The following is a 19768-nucleotide window of genomic DNA, read 5'->3' as shown; positions in this document are numbered from 1 at the left end:
AAAGGGCGCCCTTCCGTAACCGCTCCGGCTAAGATTAGCAGGAGTAGTAGAGTTGGTATTCGACCGGGTGGGGGGTGTGCTCGTAGGCGTACACTTCTTCCCACTTGAGGGCCATGTAGCCTTCGAGTTGGTCTTTGGTGAACACGTCGCCGGCGAGCAGGAACTCGTGATCGGCTTCGAGCGCTTCCAGAGCTTCACGCAGCGAACCACAGACGGTCGGGATCGCGGCCAGTTCTTCGGCCGGCAGATCGTAGAGGTCTTTGTCCGACGCCGGGCCCGGGTCGATTTTGTTTTTGATGCCGTCGAGGCCAGCCATCAGCAGGGCCGAGAAGCACAGATACGGGTTCGCCGACGGATCGGGGAAGCGGGCTTCCACACGTTTCGCTTTCGGCGATTCGGTCCACGGAATACGCACGCAGCCCGAACGGTTACGCGCCGAGAAGGCACGCAGAACCGGGGCTTCGAAGCCCGGGATCAGACGTTTGTACGAGTTGGTCGACGGGTTGGTCAGCGCGTTCAGCGCTTTCGCATGTTTCAGCACGCCACCGATGAAGTAGAGCGCTTCTTGCGACAGGTCAGCATATTTGTCGCCAGCGAAGAGCGGCTTGCCGTCTTTCCAGATCGACATGTTCACGTGCATCCCCGAGCCGTTGTCGCCTTTGATCGGCTTCGGCATGAAGGTCACGGTTTTGCCGTAGGCGTGGGCCACGTTGTGGATCACGTATTTGTATTTCTGGATGTTGTCGGCTTGCTCGACGAGACCACCGAAGATCATGCCCAGCTCGTGTTGGCAGGTCGCCACTTCGTGGTGGTGCTTGTCAACTTTCATGCCCATGCGTTTCATGGTCGAAAGCATTTCCGAGCGCAGGTCTTGGGCTTCGTCGGTCGGGTTGACCGGGAAGTAGCCGCCTTTGTGGCCAGCGCGGTGGGCGAGGTTGCCCATCTCGATTTCCGCATCGGTGTTCCAAGCGGCGGCTTCGGCATCAACCGAGTAAGCCACTTTTTGCGGCGTGACCGAGTAGCGCACGTCGTCGAAGATGAAGAATTCAGCTTCCGGGCCGAAGTAGGCCGCATCGCCGATGCCCGAGGCTTTCAGGTAAGCTTCGGCTTTCGCAGCGGTGCCGCGCGGGTCGCGCGAGTAGGCTTCGCCGGTGTCGGGCTCAACCACGTTGCAGTGCACGCACATGGTTTTTTCAGCGTAGAACGGGTCGATGTAGACCGAGCCCGCATCCGGGATCAGTTTCATGTCCGACTGGTCGATCGACTTCCAGCCAGCAATCGACGAACCGTCGAACATGAAGCCTTCTTCGAAGAAGTCTTCATCGACCAGATCGGCCACCAGCGTCACGTGCTGGAGTTTGCCGCGCGGGTCGGTGAAGCGGACGTCGACATATTCGACTTCCTCGGCCTTCATCAGTTCGAGAGCCTTATTGACTGCGCTCATATTGACTACCCTTTCGTTGAGCATGGGTTTCCGGACCAAAAGTCCGAATTCTTACAAAGCGTTAAACCGCGTCTTCGCCGGTCTCGCCGGTGCGGATACGGATCGCCTGTTCCACGGGGGAGACGAAAATCTTACCGTCGCCGATTTTTTCGGTGCGCGCGGCGCCGACAATGGCTTCGATGGCGGTGTCGACCATCTCATCAGGCAACACCATCTCGATTTTCACCTTGGGCAGGAAATCGACGACATATTCGGCGCCACGGTAAAGCTCGGTATGGCCTTTTTGCCGCCCGAAGCCTTTCACCTCGATCACGCTAAGCCCTTGGATACCCGCTTCCTGAAGCGCTTCTTTCACTTCATCGAGCTTGAACGGCTTGATGATCGCTTCGACCTTTTTCATGCGCCGACTCCCCCTTTCGTTCTTGCCGCACCTCTCTGACCACTTTCCACGCCGCCCCGCAATCGGCTAGCTTTCGCCTAGGGCAGTGCGCTCGGGGATTCCCGAAAACGCGGTCAGGGTTTAAGCGTTTAGCGCATTTTTCAGGCAGTTTGTAAACGGGATGAATGAGAAACAGCCGCAAATCATCACAAGCGCCCAAATGCGCGCCATGGAAGCAACGGCAATCGGGACGGGCTCTGTCACCGGTTTGGAGTTGATGGAGCGCGCCGGAACCGGCCTTGTCACCGCCATCCTCGCCGCTTGGCCGGAGCTTGCACGCCCCGGCACCGCGCCGCGTGCCGTCATTTTGTGCGGGCCGGGCAATAATGGCGGCGACGGCTTCGTTGTTGCGCGCCAGCTGCGCAAACGCGGCTGGCGGGTGGCGCTTTATCTTTACGGCGGGGCCGAGCGTCTGCCCCCCGACGCGCGCGCCAACCACGACCGGTGGTGCAAAATCGGGCGGGTCAATCCCCTGCCCGCCAAGCCCGATTTCGGCACGCCCGATCTGATTGTCGATGCGCTGTTTGGGATTGGGCTTTCGCGCCCGCTGACCGGGTTTGACACGATCTTTGCCGCCATCAGCCGCACCCAAGCCCCGGTGCTGTCGGTCGATCTGCCCTCGGGCCGCGATGCCGATGCCCGCCCCGACACGATGGATTGGCCCACCGCACCCACCTCGCTGGTGGTCACGTTTCACGCGCTCAAACCCGCCCATGCGCATCTGCGCGCGCGCGGCGTGCCGGTGATTGTGGCGCCGCTCGGGCTTTAGTTCATCTTTTCATCATGGCCTTTGGGGTAAAACCTGCCAAGCTAAGCAAAATTTCGACCGGAGCCCGCTATGACCGAGCACATCACCCTAACCGAGACGCGCCGCGCGGCGCTTTCCAAAGGGGTTGCAGGGCATAAATATAGCCACGGCCATTTGCTGGTGCTGGCCGGTGGGCTTGGGCGCGGCGGGGCGGCACGGCTTGCGGCCCGCGCGGGGCTGCGGGTCGGCGCGGGGCTGGTGACGCTCGCTTGCCCGCAGGTCTCTTTGGCGGAAAATGCCGCGCATCTGAACGCGGTGATGCTGAGCGCCCTGCCCGATGCTTACGCCCTGCGCGGCCTGTTTTCAGACACGCGCCTGACTGCGCTTTGCCTTGGGCCGGGGCTCGGCCTGCCACGCGCCCAAGAAATGGTGCCTGCAGCCCTTTGGGGCAAGCGCGCCACGGTGCTCGATGCCGATGCGCTTTCCGCTTTTGAGCGCGAACCAGAATTGCTGTTCAACGCCACGCATGAAAACGTGGTGCTCACCCCGCATTTGGGCGAATTTCGCCGCCTCTTCCCCGATCTGGCTGAAGCACTGGAAGCGGGCGAGATAGAAAAGATTGACGCAACCCGCCAAGCCGCCGCCCGCGCGGGCTGCACCGTGCTCTTGAAGGGCGCGCAAACCACCATCGCCGATCAAAACGGAATGGCCGCCCTGCATGACGCGTGCGGGGAACTGGCCGCGCCGTGGCTCGCCACTGCGGGCGCGGGCGATGTTTTGGCGGGGCTGATTGCCGGGCTGATGGCGCGCGGCTTTAGTGCCTATGAAGCCGCCTGCACCGGCACATGGTTGCACGCCGCCTGCGCGCGCCAATTCGGCCCCGGCCTGATTGCCGAAGACCTGCCCGAAGCACTGCCGGCCGTGTTGCGCGAAATCGACGTTTAAACTTTCACCGCCAGAGGCTTGCAGCCAATTTCGACGCCATCGGCATAAATCACCTCGGACGCGTCAAAATGCAGGGTGAAAAGCCGGGTCTTTTGCCCCGTGACGCGGGTGATGAACTGCCCATCCACCAGCCGCGCCACCGGCACCAAAGCTTGATCCGCACCAAACAGCACCTGCGCGCGCCAATCGCGCACCAGCACCTCTGTCCCCGCGCCCAACACCAGCGCCTTGCCGGGCCGATCATGGCCAAGCGCGCCCGGCGCGACCCGCACAAGGTTGGAAATCAAAGGCACCGAGGAAATGCCCCGCAGCACCCGCGCGCCGGACCGGGTGATGATCCGATCGCCAAGGCTAAGGTATTCTACCGGCAAAAGCCCTTCCATCGTTGCCACTTGCGCCCCAAGCGCACAGCCCGCGCGGCCTTGCCCCGGCCCTGCTTCAAGATGGGTGTCGAGTGTGAATATGGGCGATAGGTTCACCGGGGGCTGCCCCCCGCTGCTGCGCCCCGTGGCCTGCCTGTCCATCGGGTGATCCTGCTCTTTGCTCGTGGCCTTTGCGGCTCTGGCAAAAAGACTAGGCGATTGGGGACAGGCTGGCGAGCGAAAAGGTTAACTGCCGTGAAATTCGCGCAGCCCTTGGCAAGAACGCATCACTTGTTGCAGCGTGCCGCATAAAGAGGTGCGAAAACAGGAGCTTCGGAGGTGACATCCGAGGAAGCGCGCAGATTGGTGGCTTTGAGCCGCTCCGCCTCGATCTGGGTGTGGATTTGCAAATCAAAACAATCGAGCGCAGCGCTGCGCACCTGCCGCCCATCCAGCAATGTCACGACCGGATCGCTGTCTTCATCGCCTTGAAACGGCACCGCTGGCGTGGCGAGGCTTACCCCCAACCCCAGCAAAGCGACCCATCCAATTGCATGACGACGTTTCATAACGGCCCCGATCCTCTGCCCCGATCCTTTGCCATGCCTTGATCAGACCATGCAAAAGGGGCGAGATTGTGAACATTGCGCGGTTCTTTCATCCATTGTTTCTGCCACGACAATCTTTCGAATTCGCAAACCGCCCCCTGTTCATTGCCCAACGAGATTGCTAAAAGGCCGCCTATGCGGGTGTGGCGGAACTGGTAGACGCACCAGATTTAGGTTCTGGCGCCTTTGGCGTGGGGGTTCGAGTCCCTTCACCCGCACCATCATCTCCAAAAGCAAACGCCCGCGCGGCGGTGTCGGCCTGCACGAGCGTTTTCGGTGTCGCGCTTGGGTTAAACGCGATGCGCGGGATTAGGTTCCGCTATTTGCCCCCACATTCGCGGGTGAGATATTTCTCGACGCGCTCAAGCTTTTTGAGCTGCATCCGCAGGCCACCAAGCCCAGAGCCACCGGCCTTTGACACATTGCCAAAGCCATCTCCCGCCCCAACGAAGCGCGCCTGCGCGGTCGGCGCGGGGGCGGCTTGCAATGCCTCGGCGGCCGCGCGCGTAATCGCATCCATTTCCCGGCTATATGCCGAAGAAATCTGCTTACATTCGACCGCATTGGGCTCTTTCGGCATGTCGGAAAAATCGATCTCTTTCGGGGTCCAATCCTGTCCCCCCAAAACCACGCCCGCGACAATCATTCCCAAGGCGGCGACAATCATGAAAATGCCTTTGTTCAATGGAACACTCCTCACCAATCATAAACAGCCCGGTTTTGCCGATCGAAGATGGCGCAAGAATGGCCGAAAAGCAGAAAGATTCGCCCCTACACGCCGTTTTTGCGCCGCGTTTCGCCTTGCCAGCCAAGCGACGAGTGCCTAGAAGGGCCTCTGAAATTTTTGCCCCATGCGCGCGCGGCGCGCCGGAACCAGAGGAAACCCCATGCAGGTCACCCAGACCCTCAACGAAGGCCTCAAGCGCGGCTACAGCTTCACCCTGACCGGTGAGGAGCTCGAGGCCAAAGTCACCGCGAAACTCGCCGAGGCCCAGCCCGAAGTCGAGATCAAGGGCTTCCGCAAGGGCAAAGTGCCGATGCCGATCCTGCGCAAGCAATTCGGTGATCGTCTGCTGGGCGACGTGCTCAATGAAGGCGTTGATGCCGCGGTGAAAGAAATTCTCTCCACCTCGGGCGACCGCCCGGCGCTGGAGCCGAAAATCGAGATGGAAAACGGCGAAGCCTGGAAACCGGGTTCGGATGCCACTTTCACCGTCTCTTATGAAGCGCTGCCGGAAATTCCGAGCTTCGACCGTGGCGAGCTGGAACTGGAACGCCTTGTCGTGAAAGCCGACGAAGCTGCCGTGACCGAAGCGCTCGAAAACCTCGCCAAATCGGCGCAAAGCTTCGAAGACCGCCGCAAAGGCTCGAAAGCGAAAGACGGCGACCAAGTCGTGATCGATTTCGAAGGCTTCCTTGGCGACGAGCCGTTTGAAGGCGGCAAAGGCGAAGAATATCCGCTGGTGCTGGGCTCCAACTCCTTCATCCCGGGCTTCGAAGACCAACTCGTTGGCGCGAAAGCCGGTGAAGATGTGGAAGTGAAAGTGACCTTCCCGGCGGAATATGGTGCCGCGCATCTGGCGGGCCAAGAAGCCACCTTCAAATGCCACGTCCATGCGGTGAAAGCCCCGAAAGCGGCCGAAGTCGATGACGAACTGGCAAAGAAATTCGGCTCCGAAGATCTGGCCGCGCTCAAAGCCCAAGTCACCGAACGCCTTGAAGCCGAATATGTCGGCGCGGCGCGCGCTGTGCTGAAGCGTGGCCTGCTGGACGCGCTGGATGGCAAAATGGACTTCGAACTGCCGCCCTCGCTGGTGGAAGCCGAAGCCAACCAAATCGCGCACCAGCTGTGGCATGAGGAAAACCCCGATCACCACGGCCATGACCACGGCAACATCGAGCCGACCGAGGAACATAAAGCGCTGGCGACCCGCCGCGTCCGCCTTGGCCTCGTGCTCGCCGAAATGGGCCGCGTCGAGAAAATCGAAGTGACCGACGCGGAAATGACGCAAGCGGTGATGAACGCTGCCCGTCAATACCCGGGTCAAGAACGTGCCTTCTTTGAATTCGTGAAGAGCAACGCGCAAATGCAACAACAACTGCGCGCGCCGATCTTCGAAGACAAAGTGATCGACTTCATCGTTTCGGGCGCGAAAGTGACCGACAAAGAAGTCAGCAAAGAAGATCTGCAAAAAGCGATCGAAGCGCTGGACGAACTCTGATCCAGCCATCGTCACCGGACAGTGACAAAAAGGCCGCCCCTCGGGGCGGCCTTTTCTTTTGGCACCATTGCATCGGCGGGGTCAGTCCAAGCCGAAAAATTTCTTCCCCGCGTCGAAGTCGAGGCGGCTTGGGCGGGGAAGCGCCAATGGGCTGAAGTTGGAGCGACCGACCTGATGTCCGGAGAGATCGACAAAGGCGGGTCTGTCAAAGGATCGTGCGAGCGAACCGGTGCCGAATGTGCCTGAATCTGCCAATTGCAAACACATCAACCCCAGAAAGCTCAGCACGACGGCAATGATCCTGAACTCCATTTCAGGCACTCCTTGCTGATGCTGTCAGAGGGGGGAGAGGGTCGTTTCAAGCGCTGCCACGCTCCGGCCCGATCCGGCCTTCGTCGAAAACGCATTTCGTCGTTACCTACCATATCAATGACTCACTACTGCCAATACACATTCGAGCTTTGTTTCCCGAACAGCTTCAATCTGGCGGCGAAATGGGGCGAGAATTGGAAACAGTTTGGGTAAAATTGGACCATTCGCGCCCAGAACGCGCGCTCGCGCCCTCCAAACACGTATCACCAAGGATTATACGGCATCGGCGCAACAGGTGACGCTCAACCCTTAACCTTCTCTTGGCGAACCCCGGCACAACCCTTACGGTAAACTTTAGGGATATAAACAGGGTTTGGAGACGAGTTTGGAGCGCAGAGACATTATCCTTAAAGGCATATCGAAGACGGATCTCGGTATTGAAGTCGCCCCTTGGCTCGCGGCGATTGCACCGCGCGCTGCCGGCTACAACATCCGCATCCTTGACGTGTTCGACACCGAAACGCTGCGCGCCCGTGGTGCCGCAGACCCAAATCAAAGCGCACGCGATTGCACCGCCATCGAAGAGGTGGATTTTGTTGGTAGCGCGACCGAGATTGCCGCACTGGTGCCAGAGACCGACCATGGTCGGTATGACTACATCGTCAGTTCGCACAACTTTGAGCACCTGCCCAATCCGATCAAATTTCTCAACGGCTGTGCGCAAGTTCTGCGCCCCGGCGGCGTCTTGTCGATTGCCGTGCCCGACCATCGCGGTTGTTTTGACGTTTTCCGCTCACGCAGCACTTTGGCGGATTGGATCGAAGCCTCGCTGTCTGATCCGCAAAAACCGAGCCCGGCGCAGGTGTTTCGGGCGCAGTCGGTTCATGCGCGGCGCCAAGATACCCCGTCTGATCCCTATGCGTTCCAGATGGGCATTTCGCCCGCGCGCCTTGGCTGCGAAACCGATCTGCGCGCTCTTTACGACGATTGGAAGAAGGGCACCGCGCTTTCCGAATATATCGACACACATTGCTCGGTGTTCACCCCGGCATCATTGGAATTGATGCTGCTGGATGCGCAGTATCTTGGCCTGATCTCCCTTGAAGTTGAGGAGGTGTCAGACACGACGGGCGTGGAATTCTATGTGCGGCTGCGCCGCCCGATCGCGCCGCGCCAACTCAGCCCTCAAGAGCATATCGAACGGCGCAACACTCTGTTGCGGCGGATGGTCATGGAATATTCCGAAAAGCTGCCCGAACGCAAAATGCCGCTGCTGAGAAAGATCACCCGTAAACTCCGCGCATTGGGGCGGCGCCTGCGTGGCAAAACACCTTAATCAGCCGCGCATACCGCCGCGTCAGCCCAGCAAACGGCAATAGGAATCGCGATACGTCTCAATCGCGTGCAGGTAGCGGTTGGGCAGGTCAAGATCCTGCAAGCCTTGAAAAAACACCCCGCCCCGATTGCGCTCGGCAATCACATAGGCCCGCCCGGCAATCACCGGGCCGGAGCGGAACGGCGCGCGCGGATCTTTCTCAACAGGAACCAAACGCTCCACCACCCAACCCGAGGTCATTGTGTAATCCAGATAGAGCAGCACCTGTTCGGGGGGCGTGGTCTCGGGGGCGGAAGGCACGGGTTCCACCGCAGCAAGCGCGGGCGCGCCGTCATTTGGCGCCTTGGTGGCCGCGTCGGGTTTGGTCATCTCGTTGAAATTGCGCACCTTGCGAAACAGCACCCCTTCAAGCGGGATCGCATCGGCGCTGAGCAGATATTTCTCTTGCCCCGGCTCTTGGACATATTTGCGCCAATGCAGCGTGCAGTCGGAGACCTCCGTCTCTAACCAATCCCGTTTCGGCCCCTCGGGGCTTGAAACCTCCCGTGTGCCCAATGCCGCGATTTCTGCCGCCAAACTGGCCTGATCGGCCTTTACAGGCTGCACCAGCCCGCAAAGAGCCAAAAGCGCGACGGCAGCTTTGGCAAGCCTCACGGCGCAATCACTTTCGCAATCCGCGCGGCAATTGCCGCAGAGCCTTTGGGCGAGGGATGGATGCGGTCGGGCGCATAAAAACTGGTGTCGCCCTCGGGCACCAAATCGGCGAGCGGCACAAACTCCACCCCCGGATCGGCTTTGGCAAGCCGCCCAATCCGGCGGTCCATCTCATCGCCGGTGGGGCCGCATTTATCGACCGGGCTGTCAAACCCGTTCGAGCGCAAATAGCCCACAAAGACCACCCGCGCGCCGCTGGCCCGCAAAGCGCGCACCTGATCGGCAATCGCGCCCGCCATGCCATCGCGGGTGATCAGCTTGTCCAAAAACCGCGTGCAAGGGCCGCAGCCGCAATTCCACAGCACATCATTGCCGCCCCCGTTCAAAACGACCCAATCCCAATTGCCCTGCCGGTATTGTTTGGGAATGCTCATCCCCATCGCGCCCGTGACGGGCAGCGGGTAAAGGTAGCTGGCCCCCATTTTGGAGCGGTCGCGCACATGTTCACCGGGCAAAAGGCGGCGCAATTCCTTGGCGACGGATTTGCCCTGCAACCCGTTCACCGCCAAAAGCGAATCGCCCATCACCAAAATATCCGCCTGCGCGGGCACCCCAGTGCCAAGCGCGCACAGCATCACCAGCAACCGCAGCGCCCTTTTGCTCATGCTCTCCCCAGTCTTCGCTTTGTGGCGCTCTTTATCATGCACAAGCGGCAATGTCGTGACACAGAACGCGATCCCGCGGCTTTCCCGCAGCCAACCATGCGCGAGGTCCACGATCGGAAACACCGATCGCAATTGCGACATTGTGCCTGACGTTTTTTGCTTGCGCGTCGTCGCATCCCGGCTGGAGGTTTCGCAATCTGCGGTGAATATGCTTGCAACGCCCCCGCAGCCCGGGGGGCGACGAAAGGGAGCCTCAATGACCGACTACGTGCTGACGGTGAACTGCCCCACGACCCGCGGGATCGTGGCCACAATCGCCAACTACCTTGCCGACAACGGCTGCAATATCACCGATTCGAGCCAGTTCGACGATCTGGCGACCGGTCAGTTCTTCATGCGCGTGAGCTTCAACTCGGAAACCGGCTCCGATCTGGCAACGCTGCAAAAAGGCTTTGAGCCGGTTGCGGCCGAGTTCAAAATGGACTGGGGCATGCGCGACGCCACCGACAAGATGAAGGTTCTCTTGATGGTGTCGAACTTCGGGCACTGCCTGAACGACCTGCTCTATCGCTGGCGCATTGGCGCGCTACCGATCGAGATCGTGGGCGTGGTGTCGAACCACATGACCTATCAAAAGGTCGTGGTGAACAATGACATCCCCTTCCACCACATCAAAGTGACCAAGGCCAACAAACCGGAAGCCGAGGCCCGGCTGATGGAAGTGGTCGAGGAATCGGGCGCGGAACTCGTGGTGCTGGCGCGCTATATGCAGATCCTGTCGGATCAGCTGTGCCAGAAGATGTCGGGCAAGATCATCAACATCCACCATTCGTTCCTGCCCTCGTTCAAAGGCGCGAACCCCTACAAGCAAGCCTATGAGCGCGGCGTGAAGCTGATTGGCGCGACCTCGCACTATGTGACGGCCGACCTTGATGAAGGCCCGATCATCGAGCAAGAGACCGTCCGCATCACCCATGCACAAAGCCCCGAAGATTACGTGAGCCTTGGCCGCGATGTTGAGGCGCTGGTGCTGGCCCGCGCGATCCACGCCCACGTGCAACACCGCACCTTCATCAACGGCAACAAGACGGTCGTCTTCCCGGCCTCGCCCGGCGGCTACACCTCGGAACGCATGGGGTAAGAGGCGCTCGAACGCTCGGCGCGCAAGCGCAAAGATCAACCGCGCGGGGGGCTCTGCCCCCCGTCTGCGTTGCAGCCTCCCCCCGGGATATTTCAACAAAGTCGAAGCCCAAAAGCTTGGTCTGCTCCGCATTCATGAAATCCTGATCCGCCTGCAAGCGCGCTTTCACGCGCCGGGTCGCGGCATGCGATGGCTCTACATCCCCTGCCCTACTCGCGCCGGTTTTATCGGCCCGCGCCACCACCGCCCTTGACCTTTGCGCCGCCCGCCGCCACCTTGCGCCGACCTTAGGGAGCGCCCTGCATGGCCAAGAGCACCGCGCCGTTTTCCGGCTTTGAATTCCTGATCGCTTGGCGCTATTTGCGCGCCCGCCGCGCCGAAGGCGGGGTGTCCGTGATGACATGGATTTCCCTCATCGGGATCATGCTCGGCGTTGCGGCGCTGATCATCACGCTGGCCGTGCGCGCGGGCTTTCGCGCCGAATTTGTCGATACGATCTTGGGCTCAAACGCCCATGTGACGGTTTATTCCGCGCAGATGGAGGTCGAACCCGGCACCGGCATCTATTCCAATCTGATGTCGGATTATGCCGCGCGTGCCGAAAGGATTGCCGCCATTCCCGGCGTGACCCGCGCAGCACCACTTATTCGCGGCCAAGTGATGGCAACCTGGGGCGAGCGCGCCAATGTGGCCGAAGTCTATGGGATCACACGCGAAAATCTTGAAACCATCCCCCGCGTTGCACATTCGGCTGAGGCCGAGGGCGATATTGAAAGTTTCGGGCAAGGCATTGCCATGGGCTCGGAGCTTGCGCGCGAATTGGGCGTGACGGTAGGCGATACGGTCAAGCTCATTTCTCCCAATGGGGTGAAAACGCCCTTTGGCACCAGCCCCCGCGTTAATGCCTATCAGATCGTCTATATCTTTACCGCCGGGCGCTGGGACATTGACCGCACGCGGATTTACATGCCCTTCGCCGAGGCGCAGAGCTATTTCAACCGTGAAGGCGGGGCGGATGAGATTGAGGTGATGGTCACCGACCCCGAAGAGGTGGATGACTACACGCTGCAACTGCTGCAAGCGGGCGGCGCAGGCACGATGCTATGGAGTTGGCGCGATGCCTCGAGCAGTTTCCTGCGCGCGCTGACGATGGAAGACAATGTGATGTTCGTGATCTTGTCCGTGCTGGTCTTGATCGCGACAATGAACATCACCTCGGGCTTGATCATGCTGGTCAAAAACAAGGGCCGCGACATTGGCATTTTGCGCACGATGGGGCTGACCGAGGGCGCGGTGATGCGCGTTTTCTTCCTTTGTGGTGCGTTTACGGGGGTGATCGGCACAGCACTTGGCGTGGGGCTGGGGGTGCTTTTGGCGCTCAATATTGATGGCATCATGTCGGCGGTGAACTGGATCAGCGGTGGCGGCGCGTGGGATCCGTCCATTCGCGGTATTTATGAACTGCCCGCGAAGCTGCAAGCCTATGATGTGGGCCGCGCCGTGGGGCTGGCTTTGGGACTGAGCTTCATTGTGACCATCTTCCCGGCGCGCCGCGCTGCAAGGCTGAACCCGGTGGAGGCGTTGCGCTATGAATGAGGTGTTGCGGCTCGAAGGGCTGGAAAAGGGCTATAATCGCGGCAAGCCAAATGAGATCATGGTTCTGCGTGGCGCGAACCTCACGATCCCGCGCGGACAGGTGGTGGCACTTGTGGCCCCCTCTGGTGCCGGGAAATCCACGCTTTTGCATATTGCTGGTTTGCTCGACACGCCCGATGCGGGCCGGGTGATCGTGAATGGCCAAGACATGACCGGGGCAAAAGATGGCGCGCGCACTGCGGCGCGGCGGCAAGCGCTTGGCTTTGTCTATCAATTCCACCACCTGCTCCCCGAATTCACCGCGCTGGAAAACATCGTGCTGCCGCAACTGGCCAATGCCAGCCCGCGCAAAGCGGCGGAGGCACGCGCGCGCGATTTGCTAGCCCGCGTGGGGCTCGCCGAACGGGCAAGCCATCGGCCCTCCGAAATGTCAGGTGGTGAGCAGCAGCGGGTGGCCTTTTGCCGGGCGCTGGCCAATGCCCCTGCCCTAATGCTAGCGGACGAGCCGACGGGCAACCTTGACCCGGCGACCTCGGACACGGTCTTTGACGCGCTGATGGAACTGGTGCGCGCCACCGGGCTTTCGGCGCTGATTGCGACGCATAACCTAGAGCTTGCCGCGCGGATGGACCGTGTGTTGCGGCTTGAAGACGGAAAATTGGTGGAGGCGACATGATCGTTTATGGCATCAAGACCTGCGGCACGGTGCAAAAGGCGCTGGCCGCGCTGACCGAGGCAGGCAAAGCACCCGTGCTGCGCGATGTGCGCGCCGAACCGCTCAGCCCCGACGAAATTGCCGAGTTTGAGGCCGCCTTTGGCGAGAAGCTGGTGAACCGCGCCTCCATGACATGGCGCAAGCTGTCCGATGATGAGCGCGCGCAGCCCGTGGCCGCGCTGATTGCCGCCCATCCCACCTTGATGAAACGCCCGGTCATTCGCGGCAATGGGCTCACGCTGGGCTGGACCAAAGACTCCCAAGCCGCACAACTGGGCGGCTAAAACGGCCCCAATATCGGCATCACGGCAAGGCTTCGTTAACCTTGAAAATGCCGTGATTCCAACAAATTTCGAGACGGTCTTAACTCTATCATAGGCTGAGTGAGAGCATGATAGAGCCATGATCCCTGCGCCAAGTCGGGGACGTGCAGGAGGCACGATGACCGCTTTGAAAGAGCGCCTGAGCAATACGGCAGCCCGCACCGGTGCCGAACCGGATTACTGGACGCAGGTGGCTTGGCTGAATGCCGGGGCCTCTCCGCTCATGGCATGGCGCCGCGCTGCGCGCTTTAGTGTGCAAGATCTGGCAGAGATTTCTGGGATTTCGGCGCAAACCATCACCGCCGCCGAAGCGCGCCAACAGGCGCTTTCGCCTGCGCAAATGGCCACGCTGGCAACCGCGCTTGGGCTGAGCCCGGGTGATTTGGAAGATTGAGGTGAGGCCGACCGGCAGGGCCCGGTCAAGCCTCCAAAGGAACAAACGAATAGCTAAAAGAAGAGCCCGCGTGGGCGCCGCGGGCCTTCGACGACACTACCCGTCGTTCAGAGCAGTTTGAGCTCACCGGCCGACGAGCGGCCATCGCGGCCCGAGATCAGTTCGAAGCTGATCTTCTGGTTATCGCTAAGCGACTTCAGCCCGGCGCGTTCAACCGCCGAGATATGAACGAAAACGTCCTTGCCGCCGCCATCGGGGGCGATAAAGCCGTAGCCCTTGGTGGTGTTGAACCATTTCACGGTTCCGGTAGCCATATTTCTCTCCTCGTAGTGATCCCGCGGCTTCATTGCCGCAAGACGTGCAGCCCTGACTTTCAATTCCCCGGCTGCCCCAGGAGGGAGCGGTAGAAAGAGTTTGCCCACGCGAGGGGAAGCCTGCCACACGTGCCCCAAAAAGCAACGGTCAAAGCGCCGCAGGCCGGGGTTCAAGACCTTGCGTCAATTTGTCCAATTTGCCTTGTTTCACAGGAGGTTCAGCGCGAGGAGGCGGTTAATTGCACAACATTTGCGCAACCAAGGGGCGAGTTCCTGCCCCAAAAAGATCAAGCGTTCAAAAAAGTAGCGGGGGACATGTGCCCCCCGCTGCCAGAAAAAAATTCATTGCCCTTTTTCAGCGCAAATCAGGCGGCGTTGCCTCGGTGGTCAGGGTCGCGATGATCTCGTCCAGCGCCACGGTTTCGGTGCGGTTATCGCCCAAACGGCGCACCGAGACGGTCCGGTTTTCCACCTCTTTCATGCCGATCGCAAAGATATAGGGCACTTTGCCAAGGCTATGCTCGCGCACCTTGTAGTTGATCTTTTCATTGCGGGTATCGCATTCCGCGCGAATCCCCGCTTCGATCAACTTGGCCGCCACTTCTTCCACATAATCATCGGCTTCCGAAACGATCGAGGCGACCACCACCTGCCGCGGCGCCAACCACAGCGGCATCTTGCCTGCGAAGTTCTCGATCAACATGCCGATGAACCGCTCGAACGAGCCGAGGCAAGCGCGGTGTAGCATGATCGGGCGATGCTTGGCCCCATCGGCCCCGATGTAATGCGCATCCAGCCGTTCGGGCAGGTTCGGGTCCACTTGCAGCGTCCCGCATTGCCAATCCCGACCAATCGCATCGGTCAGCACGAATTCAAGCTTCGGACCATAGAAGGCCCCCTCGCCCGGGAAGATTTCATACTCATAGCCCGCAGCGGTCACCGCATTGGCCAACGCCGCCTCGGCATGATCCCAGCTTTCTTCCGAGCCGATCCGCTTATCGGGGCGGGTCGAAAGTTTGATGCGCCATTTGTCAAAGCCAAGATCGGAATAAATCGCGGCAAGGAAGTCGATGAACTTCTTCGTTTCGGCTTCGATCTGCTCTTCGGTGCAGAAGATATGCGCGTCATCTTGGGTGAAGCCGCGTACCCGCATGATGCCATGCAGCGCGCCCGAGGGTTCATACCGCGCACAGGAGCCAAATTCCGCCATCCGCAGCGGCAGATCGCGGTAGGACTTGAGCCCGTGGTTGAAGATTTGCACGTGGCAGGGGCAGTTCATCGGCTTGAGCGCGTTGATGACCTTTTCACGCGCGCCATCCTCGTCCACCTCAACGATGAACATGTTTTCGCGGTAGTTATCCCAGTGGCCCGAGGCTTCCCACAGCTTGCGGTTCACCACTTGCGGCGTGTTCACCTCAACATAGCCATCGGCGCGCTGACGACGGCGCATATAATCTTGCAGCTGGGTGTAGATGGTCCAGCCATTCGGGTGCCAGAACACCTGCCCCGGCGCCTCTTCTTGCATATGGAAGAGGTCCATCTCTTTGCCGAGCTTGCGGTGGTCGCGTTTCGCGGCCTCTTCCAGCATCATCATATGCGCTTTGAGGTCATCACGCGAGCGGAAGGCAATGCCATAGATGCGTTGCAGCATCGGGCGCGCGCTATCGCCCAGCCAGTAAGCGCCCGCCACATGGGTCAGCTTGAACGCATCCGCAGGCACTTGCCCGGTATGTTGCAGGTGCGGGCCGCGGCACAGGTCTTGCCAAGGCCCGTGCCAATACATGCGCAGGTCTTGGTCTTCGGGGATGCGGTTGACGAGTTCGACCTTATAAGGCTCGTTCGTTTCTTCGTAATGCTTGAGCGCCGCCTCGCGCGACCACACTTCGGTTTTCACCGGCTCGCGCGCATTGATGATCTTCTTCATCCGCGCTTCGATCTCGCCCAGATCTTCGGGGGTAAAGGGCTCTTCGCGGTCGAAGTCGTAAAACCAGCCCGCATCGCGCACCGGGCCAATGGTCACTTTCACATCGGGCCAAATCTCTTGAACCGCGCGCGCCATGATATGGGCCAGGTCATGGCGAATGAGTTCGAGCGCCGGCACCGGGTCTTTCATCGTATTGATGGAGATGCGCGCGTCTTTGGTGATCGGCCACTGCAAATCCCAATGCGCATCATCAATCTGCGCCGAGATCGCCGCCTTGGCGAGCGAATTGGAAATGGACGCCGCCACTTCCGCCGCTGTCACACCAGCCGGATAGTCGCGTTTATTGCCATCGGGGAAAGAAAGAGTGACCTGGGACATATGTCCTCCTCGTCAGTTTGGCGCCCACGGAACGCCCGGTTGCGGGTTATGTATCTTGGCTGCTATGCGCCGATAGAGTGAAACTGTCAAGAACTGCGCCTGTGGCAAAGGCGCAAGGCCCCAAATAGCGCAGGATCGCAAGTGCAAACGCCCCCGCCGGGCAGACCAGCGGGGGCGCATGAGGGCGTGTGTTCAGGAGGACGCCAATCAGAAGCGGTAAGCCGCACGCAGTTGAACCGCGTTGAAGTTTTGCTCCACGCTGTTCGCGGTGCCGTTGAAATCGGTATCCAATTCGCGGCGGATAAATTCGGCCCCGACCTGCCACTGATCGTTCACCGCATAATCCACGCCAAGCCCGTAGTTCACGCCATCGGCGTCGTCATTGGTTTGGCCGTCACCGTTGTTCCACTGCCCGCGCGAATAGCCCACAAAGGCATAGGGCAGCGCATCGCCATAGGCCCAGCCAAGGCGTGCCTTCACATCAAGCAGGTTGTTGAAATGCGCAGGGCCGTTGTCGGTGTCGACATCCGCCGCTTGCAGCGACAGTTCGCCGCCATAAACCAGCGACCCGCGTTGCAGGTTGTAGCCCCCAAAGACCCCATAGCTGCCGCTGCCAAGGCTATCGGAGGTATCGGGCGCAGTAGCGTTTTTATAGGTCGCGCGGCCACCGGTCACCGCCCCAGCGGTAACCCCGCCATAAAAGCCATCCCATTTCCCGGTCGAGGCCACAAAGGGCGCGGGCGCGGTGGGAGCCGCTTCAACCACGGGCGTATTCAAACCACCCGCAAAAGCAGGTGCAGCAAAACCAGCCGCCGCAGCGGCCACAAGAGCGAGTTTTTTCATATCAGTCTTCCTTCAGACAGAGTGTTTGTCTGCCCGTGAAAGATTGACTGCACGCGCGCTAAATCAATGTTCCAAAACGGGAAAAATGGCTCAAACCCAGTCAACTAATCGTGCCTGAACGTGAACGAAAAAGGCGCGCACGGTTGCCCGCACGCGCCCCAAACACCCGCCCGAAAGGGCGAAAACCTTAGTGATTTGCGTAAATCTCGGCCACGCGCGCCACCGCCGCTTCCAGCGACATCTCTTCACTTTCACCGCTGCGGCGCGAGGTCAGCTCGACCACGCCATTGCCAAGGCCACGCGGCCCCACAGTGATGCGCCACGGCAAGCCGATCAGATCCATGGTGGCGAATTTCGCACCTGCGCGTTCTTCACGGTCGTCATAAAGCGGCTCAAGACCTTTTTCGGTCAGGGCTTTGTAAAGCGCATTACAGGCACTGTCGGTCGCCGCATCGCCTTGTTTGAGGTTGACGATGCCGCAATGGAACGGCGTCACGCCCTCGGGCCAAATGATGCCTTTGTCGTCATGGTTCGCTTCGATCAGCGCGCCAAGCAGACGCGACACGCCAATCCCGTGCGAGCCCATTTCCACCGGCACGCGGGTGCCATCGGGGGTGGAAACGGTCGCGCCCATCGCTTCGGAATATTTGGTGCCGAAGTAGAAGATTTGGCCAACTTCAATGCCACGGCCCACGCAACGACGCTCTTCCGGGATCTCGTTGAAGACCGCCTCGTCATGGGTTTCATCGGTGCGGGCGTAGAGCGTGGTGAACTCGTCGCAGATCGCCGCCACTGCATCGCGGTCGTCGTAATCCACTTCGCGGTCGCCCAGTTTCAGTTCCGGCACTTTCGCATCGTAGAAGACTTCGCTTTCGCCGGTTTGCGCGAGCACCAAGAATTCATGGGTGTTGTCGCCGCCAATCGGGCCCGAGGCTGCGCGCATCGGGATCGCGGTCAGGCCCATCCGCTCATAGGTGCGCAGGTAGCTGACCATATGGCGGTTGTAGGCATGCAGCGCATCTTCGCGGGTAAGGTCGAAGCTGTAGCCATCTTTCATATAGAACTCGCGGCCCCGCATCACGCCAAAGCGCGGGCGCACCTCGTCGCGGAATTTCCACTGGATGTGGTAAAGCGTCAGCGGCAGTTCTTTGTAAGAACTGACATGGGCGCGGAAGATGTCGGTGATCATCTCTTCGTTGGTGGGCCCGTAAAGCATATCGCGATCATGGCGGTCTTTGATGCGCAGCATCTCTTGGCCGTAATCATCATAGCGGCCCGACTCGCGCCACAGATCAGCCGGTTGCAGCGTCGGCATCAGCAGCGGAATGTGACCGGCGCGGATTTGCTCTTCATGCACGATCTGCTCAATGCGTTTGAGCACTTTGAAGCCCAAGGGCAGCCAAGAATAGATCCCCGCCGCCTGCTGCTTGATCATACCAGCGCGCAGCATCAGCCGGTGGCTGACAATCTGCGCCTCGGCGGGGTTTTCCTTGAGAACGGGGAGGAAGTAGCGGGACAGGCGCATGGGCGGGCCTCTGGCAGAGTTTCGGTGAGTTCTTTGGCAATGGGGCTAGCGGAAACCGGGGCGCGGGGCAAGATGGGGCGAAAGACCAGAGGCCGGGCGATCAGCCGCCTTCCCCCCTCCCCGGCAAACCTGACATTCTGCGGACTGTATTTGCCGAAGTCTGATCAAGGAACCCTATGGATCTCTTTTTTGAAAGCTTGCCGTTCCTGATTGGTCTGGCCTTTGTCTATTCATTCTTGGAGTTGCGGCGCTGGCGGCGCGACCGAAAGCGCCCCACGATCTTGATTGACGGCTCGAACGTGATGCATTGGCGCGATAACACCCCCGCGCTGGAGCCGGTGGTCGAGCTCGTGGCGCGGTTGCAAGCCGCCGGGTTCCGCGCCGGCGTCGTGTTTGATGCCAATGCGGGCTACAAGCTCGGCGGCCGCTACCAAGATGATGCTGTGCTTGCACGCCGGATCGGCCTGCCCACGGCGCAGGTGCTGGTGGTGCCCAAAGGCCAGCCCGCAGACCCGACCCTGCTCGCGGCAGCCCAAGATATGGGCGCCCGGATCGTCAGCAATGATCGGTTTCGAGATTGGACCGAGGCGTTTCCCGATCAGCTGTCACCGGGCAAAGTGATCCGTGGCGGGTACCGAAATGGCGCGCTTTGGCTCGATCTCGACTGAGCGGCCTGCGCAAAACCGCTAGGCGATTTGCGCGACTCAGCTTATAGTTGTGCGACGTTTCGCCGCTTGCCTGCGTCCTCGCTGCCGCCCTGCCACCGGGTGTGCGGCTCCGGCCTTCCTGCGCATCCATCGGCCCAACGTGCGAGAGCCCGCGTTGGACCGGCCGCTCGGTCCGCGCCTTTTTCCGAGTCACGCACATACCGCGCCAAGAA

22 protein-coding genes and 1 tRNA gene are annotated in these 19768 nt (G+C 60.4%); 11 read left to right on the top strand and 12 right to left on the bottom strand.

Annotated features, from left to right (window positions below; translation table 11 throughout):
* Nucleotides 1-34: 34 nt before the first annotated feature.
* Both glnA and BW967_RS01850 read right to left on the bottom strand, forming a co-directional pair.
* Complete coding sequence (gene glnA / locus BW967_RS01855) at nucleotides 35-1444, bottom strand: type I glutamate--ammonia ligase (protein WP_076483323.1); 1410 nt, start codon at nucleotides 1442-1444, stop codon at nucleotides 35-37.
* A 61-nt stretch (nucleotides 1445-1505) separates the two neighbouring features.
* A complete protein-coding gene (locus tag BW967_RS01850) occupies nucleotides 1506-1844 on the bottom strand; it encodes a P-II family nitrogen regulator (protein ID WP_076483322.1) in 339 nt (112 codons plus the stop codon).
* Between the two features lie 160 nt (nucleotides 1845-2004).
* Here BW967_RS01850 and BW967_RS19060 point away from each other — a divergent pair, with 160 nt between their 5' ends.
* Together BW967_RS19060 and BW967_RS19055 are read left to right on the top strand one after the other, a co-directional pair.
* On the top strand, nucleotides 2005-2652 hold the full coding sequence (locus BW967_RS19060) for an NAD(P)H-hydrate epimerase (RefSeq protein WP_308811415.1): 648 nt from the start codon (nucleotides 2005-2007) through the stop codon (nucleotides 2650-2652).
* Nucleotides 2653-2721: 69 nt separating this feature from the next.
* Nucleotides 2722-3576, top strand: coding sequence for an NAD(P)H-hydrate dehydratase (locus BW967_RS19055; RefSeq protein ID WP_308811416.1), 855 nt, complete (start codon nucleotides 2722-2724; stop codon nucleotides 3574-3576).
* On the opposite strand, the gene BW967_RS01840 is transcribed toward BW967_RS19055, so the two are convergent.
* Together BW967_RS01840 and BW967_RS01835 are read right to left on the bottom strand one after the other, a co-directional pair.
* Nucleotides 3573-4100: a Hint domain-containing protein gene (locus tag BW967_RS01840; RefSeq protein ID WP_083951852.1), complete on the bottom strand. Its 528-nt coding sequence runs from the start codon at nucleotides 4098-4100 to the stop codon at nucleotides 3573-3575. The two genes, BW967_RS19055 and BW967_RS01840, sit on opposite strands and share 4 nt — an antisense overlap.
* A 125-nt stretch (nucleotides 4101-4225) precedes the next feature.
* Nucleotides 4226-4507, bottom strand: coding sequence for a hypothetical protein (locus BW967_RS01835; RefSeq protein ID WP_076483321.1), 282 nt, complete (start codon nucleotides 4505-4507; stop codon nucleotides 4226-4228).
* A 176-nt stretch (nucleotides 4508-4683) separates the two neighbouring features.
* Between BW967_RS01835 and BW967_RS01830 the strand changes: the two genes are divergently transcribed.
* A tRNA-Leu gene (locus BW967_RS01830) sits at nucleotides 4684-4767 on the top strand.
* A 98-nt stretch (nucleotides 4768-4865) separates the two neighbouring features.
* On the opposite strand, the gene BW967_RS01825 is transcribed toward BW967_RS01830, so the two are convergent.
* Nucleotides 4866-5231 carry a hypothetical protein gene (locus tag BW967_RS01825; RefSeq protein WP_076483320.1) on the bottom strand — a complete coding sequence of 122 codons (366 nt, stop codon included), beginning with the start codon at nucleotides 5229-5231 and terminating at the stop codon, nucleotides 4866-4868.
* A gap of 202 nt (nucleotides 5232-5433) precedes the next feature.
* Between BW967_RS01825 and tig the strand changes: the two genes are divergently transcribed.
* Nucleotides 5434-6768 (top strand): trigger factor, encoded by a 1335-nt coding sequence (tig, locus tag BW967_RS01820; RefSeq protein ID WP_076483319.1) that lies wholly within the window; start codon nucleotides 5434-5436, stop codon nucleotides 6766-6768.
* An 81-nt stretch (nucleotides 6769-6849) separates the two neighbouring features.
* On the opposite strand, the gene BW967_RS01815 is transcribed toward tig, so the two are convergent.
* Nucleotides 6850-7080 carry a hypothetical protein gene (locus BW967_RS01815; RefSeq protein ID WP_076483318.1) on the bottom strand — a complete coding sequence of 77 codons (231 nt, stop codon included), beginning with the start codon at nucleotides 7078-7080 and terminating at the stop codon, nucleotides 6850-6852.
* 385 nt (nucleotides 7081-7465) lie between these two features.
* Between BW967_RS01815 and BW967_RS01810 the strand changes: the two genes are divergently transcribed.
* Complete coding sequence (locus BW967_RS01810; protein ID WP_076483317.1) at nucleotides 7466-8416, top strand: class I SAM-dependent methyltransferase; 951 nt, start codon at nucleotides 7466-7468, stop codon at nucleotides 8414-8416.
* Nucleotides 8417-8437: 21 nt separating this feature from the next.
* Here the strand turns inward: BW967_RS01810 and BW967_RS01805 are convergent, their stop codons facing one another.
* Both BW967_RS01805 and BW967_RS01800 read right to left on the bottom strand, forming a co-directional pair.
* A complete protein-coding gene (locus BW967_RS01805; protein WP_076483316.1) occupies nucleotides 8438-9070 on the bottom strand; it encodes a hypothetical protein in 633 nt (210 codons plus the stop codon).
* Nucleotides 9067-9735, bottom strand: coding sequence for an SGNH/GDSL hydrolase family protein (locus tag BW967_RS01800; RefSeq protein ID WP_076483578.1), 669 nt, complete (start codon nucleotides 9733-9735; stop codon nucleotides 9067-9069). Before BW967_RS01800 ends, BW967_RS01805 begins: the two co-directional genes overlap by 4 nt.
* Before the next feature lie 256 nt (nucleotides 9736-9991).
* Here BW967_RS01800 and purU point away from each other — a divergent pair, with 256 nt between their 5' ends.
* The 5 genes from purU (at nucleotide 9992) to BW967_RS01775 (ending at nucleotide 13904) form a co-directional block, all read left to right on the top strand.
* Nucleotides 9992-10876: a formyltetrahydrofolate deformylase gene (gene purU, locus BW967_RS01795; RefSeq protein WP_076483315.1), complete on the top strand. Its 885-nt coding sequence runs from the start codon at nucleotides 9992-9994 to the stop codon at nucleotides 10874-10876.
* A 303-nt stretch (nucleotides 10877-11179) separates the two neighbouring features.
* On the top strand, nucleotides 11180-12472 hold the full coding sequence (locus tag BW967_RS01790) for a lipoprotein-releasing ABC transporter permease subunit (protein WP_076483314.1): 1293 nt from the start codon (nucleotides 11180-11182) through the stop codon (nucleotides 12470-12472).
* Nucleotides 12465-13148 (top strand): ABC transporter ATP-binding protein, encoded by a 684-nt coding sequence (locus tag BW967_RS01785; protein WP_076483313.1) that lies wholly within the window; start codon nucleotides 12465-12467, stop codon nucleotides 13146-13148. The genes BW967_RS01790 and BW967_RS01785 overlap by 8 nt, the downstream gene beginning before the upstream one ends.
* Entirely contained in the window at nucleotides 13145-13471 is a 327-nt protein-coding gene (locus BW967_RS01780) for an arsenate reductase family protein (RefSeq protein WP_076483312.1), read from the top strand. The genes BW967_RS01785 and BW967_RS01780 overlap by 4 nt, the downstream gene beginning before the upstream one ends.
* Before the next feature lie 157 nt (nucleotides 13472-13628).
* Nucleotides 13629-13904 (top strand): helix-turn-helix domain-containing protein, encoded by a 276-nt coding sequence (locus tag BW967_RS01775; RefSeq protein WP_076483311.1) that lies wholly within the window; start codon nucleotides 13629-13631, stop codon nucleotides 13902-13904.
* Nucleotides 13905-14011: 107 nt separating this feature from the next.
* Here the strand turns inward: BW967_RS01775 and BW967_RS01770 are convergent, their stop codons facing one another.
* The 4 genes from BW967_RS01770 to proS all read right to left on the bottom strand — a co-directional run bounded on the left by BW967_RS01770 (nucleotide 14012) and on the right by proS (nucleotide 18888).
* Entirely contained in the window at nucleotides 14012-14218 is a 207-nt protein-coding gene (locus tag BW967_RS01770) for a cold-shock protein (RefSeq protein ID WP_076483310.1), read from the bottom strand.
* A gap of 355 nt (nucleotides 14219-14573) precedes the next feature.
* Nucleotides 14574-16520, bottom strand: coding sequence for a threonine--tRNA ligase (thrS, locus tag BW967_RS01765; protein ID WP_076483309.1), 1947 nt, complete (start codon nucleotides 16518-16520; stop codon nucleotides 14574-14576).
* Nucleotides 16521-16727: 207 nt separating this feature from the next.
* Entirely contained in the window at nucleotides 16728-17363 is a 636-nt protein-coding gene (locus BW967_RS01760) for an outer membrane protein (protein WP_076483308.1), read from the bottom strand.
* 187 nt (nucleotides 17364-17550) lie between these two features.
* The gene (gene proS, locus BW967_RS01755) at nucleotides 17551-18888 is read right to left on the bottom strand and encodes a proline--tRNA ligase (protein ID WP_076483307.1); all 1338 of its coding nucleotides are present in this window, start codon (nucleotides 18886-18888) and stop codon (nucleotides 17551-17553) included.
* A gap of 176 nt (nucleotides 18889-19064) precedes the next feature.
* Here proS and BW967_RS01750 point away from each other — a divergent pair, with 176 nt between their 5' ends.
* Entirely contained in the window at nucleotides 19065-19556 is a 492-nt protein-coding gene (locus BW967_RS01750; RefSeq protein WP_076483306.1) for an NYN domain-containing protein, read from the top strand.
* Nucleotides 19557-19768 lie beyond the last annotated feature (212 nt).

The organism is Rhodobacter aestuarii (assembly GCF_900156655.1).
Lineage (GTDB): Bacteria > Pseudomonadota > Alphaproteobacteria > Rhodobacterales > Rhodobacteraceae > Rhodobacter > Rhodobacter aestuarii.
This window is presented reverse-complemented; position numbering and strand designations above follow the sequence as displayed.